Source organism: Corynebacterium sp., assembly GCF_030535495.1.
Classification (GTDB): domain Bacteria; phylum Actinomycetota; class Actinomycetes; order Mycobacteriales; family Mycobacteriaceae; genus Corynebacterium.
Genome location: NZ_JAUNRW010000122.1, coordinates 1 through 5,603 on the forward strand (window position 1 = coordinate 1; position 5,603 = coordinate 5,603).

The 5,603-nt window shown below is 68.6% G+C and carries 6 protein-coding genes and 1 tRNA gene; 3 read left to right on the top strand and 4 right to left on the bottom strand.

Going from position 1 to position 5,603, the window contains the following annotated elements:
* Position 1: 1 nt before the first annotated feature.
* A tRNA-Thr gene (locus Q4F73_RS11090) sits at positions 2 to 74 on the bottom strand.
* 67 nt (positions 75 to 141) lie between these two features.
* Entirely contained in the window at positions 142 to 1,353 is a 1,212-nt protein-coding gene (locus Q4F73_RS11095) for a DNA polymerase III subunit delta' (RefSeq protein ID WP_303359407.1), read from the bottom strand.
* A gap of 71 nt (positions 1,354 to 1,424) precedes the next feature.
* Here Q4F73_RS11095 and Q4F73_RS11100 point away from each other — a divergent pair, with 71 nt between their 5' ends.
* The 3 genes from Q4F73_RS11100 to Q4F73_RS11110 all read left to right on the top strand — a co-directional run bounded on the left by Q4F73_RS11100 (position 1,425) and on the right by Q4F73_RS11110 (position 4,299).
* Positions 1,425 to 2,951 carry an adenylate/guanylate cyclase domain-containing protein gene (locus Q4F73_RS11100; protein WP_303359408.1) on the top strand — a complete coding sequence of 509 codons (1,527 nt, stop codon included), beginning with the start codon at positions 1,425 to 1,427 and terminating at the stop codon, positions 2,949 to 2,951.
* A gap of 26 nt (positions 2,952 to 2,977) precedes the next feature.
* Entirely contained in the window at positions 2,978 to 3,616 is a 639-nt protein-coding gene (locus Q4F73_RS11105) for a YitT family protein (protein ID WP_303359412.1), read from the top strand.
* 155 nt (positions 3,617 to 3,771) lie between these two features.
* Positions 3,772 to 4,299, top strand: coding sequence for a hypothetical protein (locus Q4F73_RS11110; RefSeq protein WP_303359409.1), 528 nt, complete (start codon positions 3,772 to 3,774; stop codon positions 4,297 to 4,299).
* Here the strand turns inward: Q4F73_RS11110 and Q4F73_RS11115 are convergent, their stop codons facing one another.
* A complete protein-coding gene (locus Q4F73_RS11115) occupies positions 4,300 to 5,028 on the bottom strand; it encodes a lysoplasmalogenase family protein (protein WP_303359410.1) in 729 nt (242 codons plus the stop codon).
* A 54-nt stretch (positions 5,029 to 5,082) separates the two neighbouring features.
* Positions 5,083 to 5,603, bottom strand: a 521-nt coding sequence (locus tag Q4F73_RS11120; protein WP_303359411.1) for a lysoplasmalogenase family protein, incomplete at its 5' end; no start/stop codon positions are given.

Sequence of the window (5,603 nt, forward strand, 5' to 3'; positions counted from 1 at the left end):
GAGCCGCCTGCGAGAATCGAACTCGCGACCTTCTCATTACGAGTGAGATGCTCTACCGACTGAGCTAAGGCGGCGCGGTGCGGAACAAACAGCACCGATGGGCCATTTTAGCGTACGCCCATCGGCCGGAGAAATCACAGGTCAGGGCACCTGGGAAGCAAGACGGATGCGCCCGAGCATGCCGTCGATGGCGGTGGTCGGGGTGACGTTGACGCTGATGTGTTCGCGGGCGATGGTCACGGCGTCGAGGCACTCGACGAGCCCGGGTTCGCCGACCTTCTCCGCCAGCTCGCGGGCCAGGCCCTCGAAGTCGGGGTGGGTGAGGCCGACATCGGCACCCGTGGCCAGCATGAGTGCGTCGCGGTAGAGGCCGGCCAGGTCGACGAGGGCGAGGTCGATGAAGTCCCGCTTGCGGCGGTTGCGGCGGGTCTTCTGGGTCTTCTCCAGTTCGGAGAGAGCACCGGCGGAGCCGTCCATCGCTTTCTGGGTGCCTTTGCCCCGCCCTCCCTTGCCGAGAGAACGCTCGAGGGTGGCCACCTCGGCGGCATCCTCGTCGTCGCTCAACTCCTTGACCTGCTTGTCCACGCTCTTGAGGAAGGCGGTCGCCGCTGTGAAGACCGCGTCGCGGTGAAAGACCATCTCGGCGAGGTTGAGGGCCGCGGCCCGTCGTTTCTGGGACTCCGGGTCGGTGACCAGGCGGCGGGCACGGCCGATGTGTCGCCCGGAGGCGATGGCGGCGAGGCGGGCGTCCTCGGGGGAGGCGCCGGTGTCGTCGATAAGCAATGACACGATCCGTTCCACCGACGGGAACGGCACGTAGAGATGGCGGCAGCGCGACCGCAACGTCGGGGAGAAATCCTCCGGATCGATGGAGGGGGCGCACATGAGGATGACGGTGCGTGCCGGTGGCTCCTCGACGATCTTGAGGATGGCGTCGGCGGCCGGGCCGGTGAGTCGGTCGGCGTCCTCGATGATGATGATCCGCCACTCGGCGACCGTCGGCAGTGTGGCTGCCTCCCCGCGCATGCCGCGCATCTCATCGATGCCGATGGACAGGCCGGCGGGGACGATGTGGAGGACGTCGGTGTGGGCGTCGGCAAGCACGTCCCGGCAGTTCCGGCAGCGGCCGCAACCGATCTCCTCGGGGTCGGAGCACTGCAGGGCCGCGGCGAACGCCAGGGCCACGACCGAACGGCCGGAACCCGGCGGACCGGTGAGAATCCACGCGTGCGCCATGGCGCTGCCGAGGTCCACCGCCTGCCCGCGGGTGAAGTCCCGGGCGGCGGCGGCGGCCTGCAGGACCGTGTCACGGACGGTGGGGGTGTCGGAGAGTCGCTCGGCAACGCTGTTCACCTCACCCACCCTATTCACCCTGGCCATGCGGTGCCCCCGCGGGAGGGCCCAGGAGGTTAAAGTAGTGAACCATGAGTCGACTGTTGCGGGCCTTCAAGTGGCTGTGGGGCACCTCGTGGCCCCTGTACGCCGCGCTGGTGCTCGCAGCGAACCTCATCGGCGCCCTGGCGATCATGATGTTCATCCGTTTCCTCGTGCCCATGCCGGAGGTGCGCAGTTTCACCTCCGAGGTCGCTCACCTGGAGATCATCGGGCTGACGTATCTGGCGTTCGCGGTGATCGTCGGCGTGGTGGCCACGCTGCTGCTGTTCCGGCCGGTGCTGGAGTGGCAGCGGCACCCGGAGAACCATGACCCGAACATGGTCCGCAACCTGGTCATGCGCCTGCCGGTGTATCAGGCTGTGGTGTGCGCGGTGGTGTGGGGTATTGGCATCGCCATCGCGTTGGCGACGGCGGCGTCGACAAGCGGCAGGTTGGCGCTGGTCATCGGCCTGGCGACGTCGCTGGCGGGAATGGTCGTCGTGCTGATCACCTACCTGTTGGCCGAACGCCTGGTGCGTCCGGTGGCGGCCTCGGCGCTGGCCCGTCGTTTCGAGGATTCCACGCTGGAGCCACCCATCACGCAGCGGCTGCGCCTGACGTGGGTCATGACCACGGCCCTGCCGGTGCTGGGCATCCTGCTGCTGGCGCTGGGGCAGCGGGCCGGGTTCTTCATGGGCAACGCCGGCGAACTCATCCCGGGTATCGTCGCCCTGTCCGTCACCGTGCTGGTCACCGGTTCCGTGGGCACGACGTTCGCCATCATGAGCGTCGTCGACCCGGTCCTGGAACTGCAGGAGGCCATCAATCGCGTGCGCCGCGGCGACACCAACGTGCAGGTGGACATCTACGACGGCTCCGAGATGGGTGTCCTCCAGGCCGGCTTCAACGAGATGATGCGCGGGCTGAAGGAACGCCAGCGCGTCCGGGACATCTTCGGCCGCTATGTCGGCACCGAGGTGGCCAAGCGGGCCCTCGAGGAACGCCCCACCCTCGGCGGCGAGGACCGCAAGGTCGCCGTCCTGTTCGTCGACGTCATCGGTTCCACCACCTTCGCGGTCAACCACACCCCGGAGGAGGTCGTCGAGGCGCTCAACCAGTTCTTCGAGCACGTCGTCGAGGTGGTGCACCGCAACAAGGGCATCATCAACAAGTTCCAGGGCGATGCGGCACTGGCCGTCTTCGGTGCCCCCATCTCTCTGCCGGACTCGACCTCCCACGCCCTGACCGCCGCCCGCGAGCTGCGTCAGGAGCTCAAGGGCATGGCCCTGCAGGCCGGCATCGGGGTGGCTGCCGGGCATGTCGTCGCCGGCCACATCGGCGGTTCCGACCGCTTCGAGTACACCGTCATCGGCGATGCCGTGAACTCCGCCGCCCGTCTCACCGAGCTGGCCAAGGACACCGACGGCCGTGTGCTCACCAACGCCGCCACCCTGCGCAGCGCCAATGAGGCCGAGCAGGCCCGCTGGACCGTGATGAAGTCCGTCGAGCTGCGCGGCCGCCGGGAGATGACCCAGTTGGCGCGTCCCATCCGCGCGACGATGGCGGACCGGTCCTGAGCGCGCTGCTCGCGCCTAGGCGGCTGCTGCTCCTGGTCGTCGGCCTCATCATCATGGCCTTCGGCATCGCACTGTCGGTGCGCTCGGATCTGGGTACCACCACGATCTCCTCGCTGCCCTACGTCCTCAGCCTCATTTCCCCGCTGAGCCTGGGTATGACGACGATCGTGGTCAATGTCGGCCTCGTGGCGCTGCAGTTTCTCATTCTGCGCCGCCGCTTTCCGCCTCTGCAGCTGCTGCAGCTGCCGGTGGTGCTCCTGTTCGGCGTGCTCAACGACCTCGCGCTGTGGGCCACCTCCTGGGTGAGCTATTCCGCGTACTGGCAGCAGTGGGTGCTGGTGCTCGCGGCGATCGTGGTGCTGGCGGTGGGCATCGTCTTCCAGATCTCCGCCCGCTCCATCATGTTGGCGGGTGAGGCGACCGTGCTCACCATCGCCACCGAGCTGGCGCGGGTCTTCGGTGAACGTCGCCTCTTCGTCTTCGGCTACGTCAAGATCGCCTTCGATGTGGTGCTCGTGTGCTCCGCCGTGGTGCTCGGTCTGGCGTTCGCCGGCCAGGTGGTGGGCGTGCGTGAGGGGACGGTCGCCGCGGCGCTGCTCATCGGTTTGTGCGTCAAGCGATTGCAGCCGTTTCTCGGCCCTCCGCTCGAGCGTTTCCGCCGTTGATTTCTGTGCTTATCGACGCCCCGCGCAGTGCGCCGTTGCGCACTCCGCGGGGTTTATCCACAGATTTTTGCTGACACGTCCGCGTTTCGGTGAGTTGTCCACAGGCGGGCGGGCGGCCTCTGGTGCGGGCCCGGGTCTGATGCGAGGGTGGGGCCATGGCAAAGAAGCGCAAGATACCTCCGACCACGACCATCACCGTCCGTCCCGACCTCAAGACCGACTCATCCCATCTCTCCCGCCCCCGGACCCTGCGCGCCCGACGCAACGGGGACTCCTTCGAGCTGGTCAGCGACGCCCTCGACCTGGGGCTGGTGACCGGTGACGTCGTCAGTTGCGCCTCCGGTGTCGACGGCCGCCGCTACCTCAGCGGCATCGTCAGGCTCCGCGCCGGCTCCCTGGCCCAGATCGCGTGCGGAGCCCTGTGCGGACCCCACCGCGAGGAGTTCGTGGACCAGGCCACCGACGACTGGTACGAGGAAGAGGCTGTCCGTGTGGAGGACTTCGATTGCTGCCTGTTTGGGTTCTGGCCACCGGAGATTCCGGTCAGTGTGGTGCGCATGGTGGTCGAACTGTCGGCGGGCGAGTACCGGCTCGCCTCCACCGTCATCCCTGTGCATGTGAGGCAGGCGTACATCAGTCGGCATGTCACCTTCGGGCTTCCGGCCGCGCCCCAGGCTGCGTAGCTACTCCCGGGTCAGGCCGTCGATAAGCAGCATGTTGCCCACCACGTGCGTGGCCCGCATGCCGGCGTCGAGGGCGCGGTAGCCGAGGGAGTCGCCGGTGAGCACGGTCTCCCGCAACAGCGCGATACCCTCGGCAGCGAGCAGCAGGTTGCCGCCGTGTCCGAGCCCCTGGCGGACGACCGTGCCGTCCTGCAGCCCGCGGTCATCGGCCAGCGCCGAGGTGGCGGCGACGAACACACCCGCCACCACGGACGGAGCGATGAGGGACTTCTTCTTCCAGGCGGCCAGCCCGACGCCGGTGGCCCAGGCGGCTGCCCGCAGACCCACGCGTGTCGGGGAGGGGCGGGCACCCCGGTCGTAGAGCTTCGCCGAGTACGCCGCGTGCTGGGCGGCGATGCCGAACATGCCGAGCACCGGGGTGCGCTCCGGCTTACGCAGTTTGGCCAGGTCCCCGATCCAGCCGCCGGCCAGCCCCGCCAGCAGTACCGGGGAGGCGTCGTGGCGGACCACCGTGCCCGCCAACGCCGGCATCGTGGCGGCCACGGCCACCGCCGCCGGCTTCTCCCAGCCGAACAGACGCGACCAGACGCTCAGCTCGCCGGCTGTGAGGTAGCCGATGCGCTCGGGCTCCTGGAGTGAGGCGGCCAGGGAGTCACGCAGCGCCTCGACACCCTCCCGGGTGCGGGTGAGGATCTCGTTCACGGGAGCGGCAGGAGAAGTGGAAGTCATGGGATCCAGCGTAGTGATGGCACCCAGTTCCCGCCGCCACCGAAGTGTGCGGAGCTATCCGCCGATATGCGGTTCCGGACGGTCCCGGAACAACCCATCGACGAGCAACCGTTGGGCGGCCACGTAGGTCACTGCCACCGCCACATCCAGCCCCCGTCCCAGGGCCGAATCCCGGTCAGGCAGCAGCATCCGCCCCAGAATGAGGGAATCGGACAGAAGGAAAAGATTGCCACCCGCCGCCAGTCCCCTGGCCCGCAGCTCCGGGTCCGCGGCCAGCGCCGAGGTGGCCGTGACCATCCCGCCGTAGAGCAGCACCACATCGAGGTGACCGCGCCCGAACCAGGCGGCCGCAGCGAAGGGCACCGCCCGCAGCCCCACCGTGCCCGGCCGGAACCGGGCGCCACGGCGCCACAGCAGCCACTGGTAGGCCGCCTGATTCACGGCGAACGCCGCCGCTCCCGGCCGCAGGCTGTCGGGCCGCATCAGCAGGAGATCACCGACCCACCCACCGGCGAGACCGACCAGCCCGATCTCGCGCTCGGGGCTGGGGGCTGTGACGGGGGCGTCGATAAGCA

What these genes read in the sequence shown, in the direction of transcription:
- Q4F73_RS11100 (WP_303359408.1), top strand. Translation starts at nt 1,425, where the DNA reads ATGAGTCGACTGTTGCGGGCCTTCAAGTGGCTGTGGGGCACCTCGTGG.
- Q4F73_RS11110 (WP_303359409.1), top strand. Translation starts at nt 3,772, where the DNA reads ATGGCAAAGAAGCGCAAGATACCTCCGACCACGACCATCACCGTCCGT.
- Q4F73_RS11115 (WP_303359410.1), bottom strand. Translation starts at nt 5,028, where the DNA reads ATGACTTCCACTTCTCCTGCCGCTCCCGTGAACGAGATCCTCACCCGC.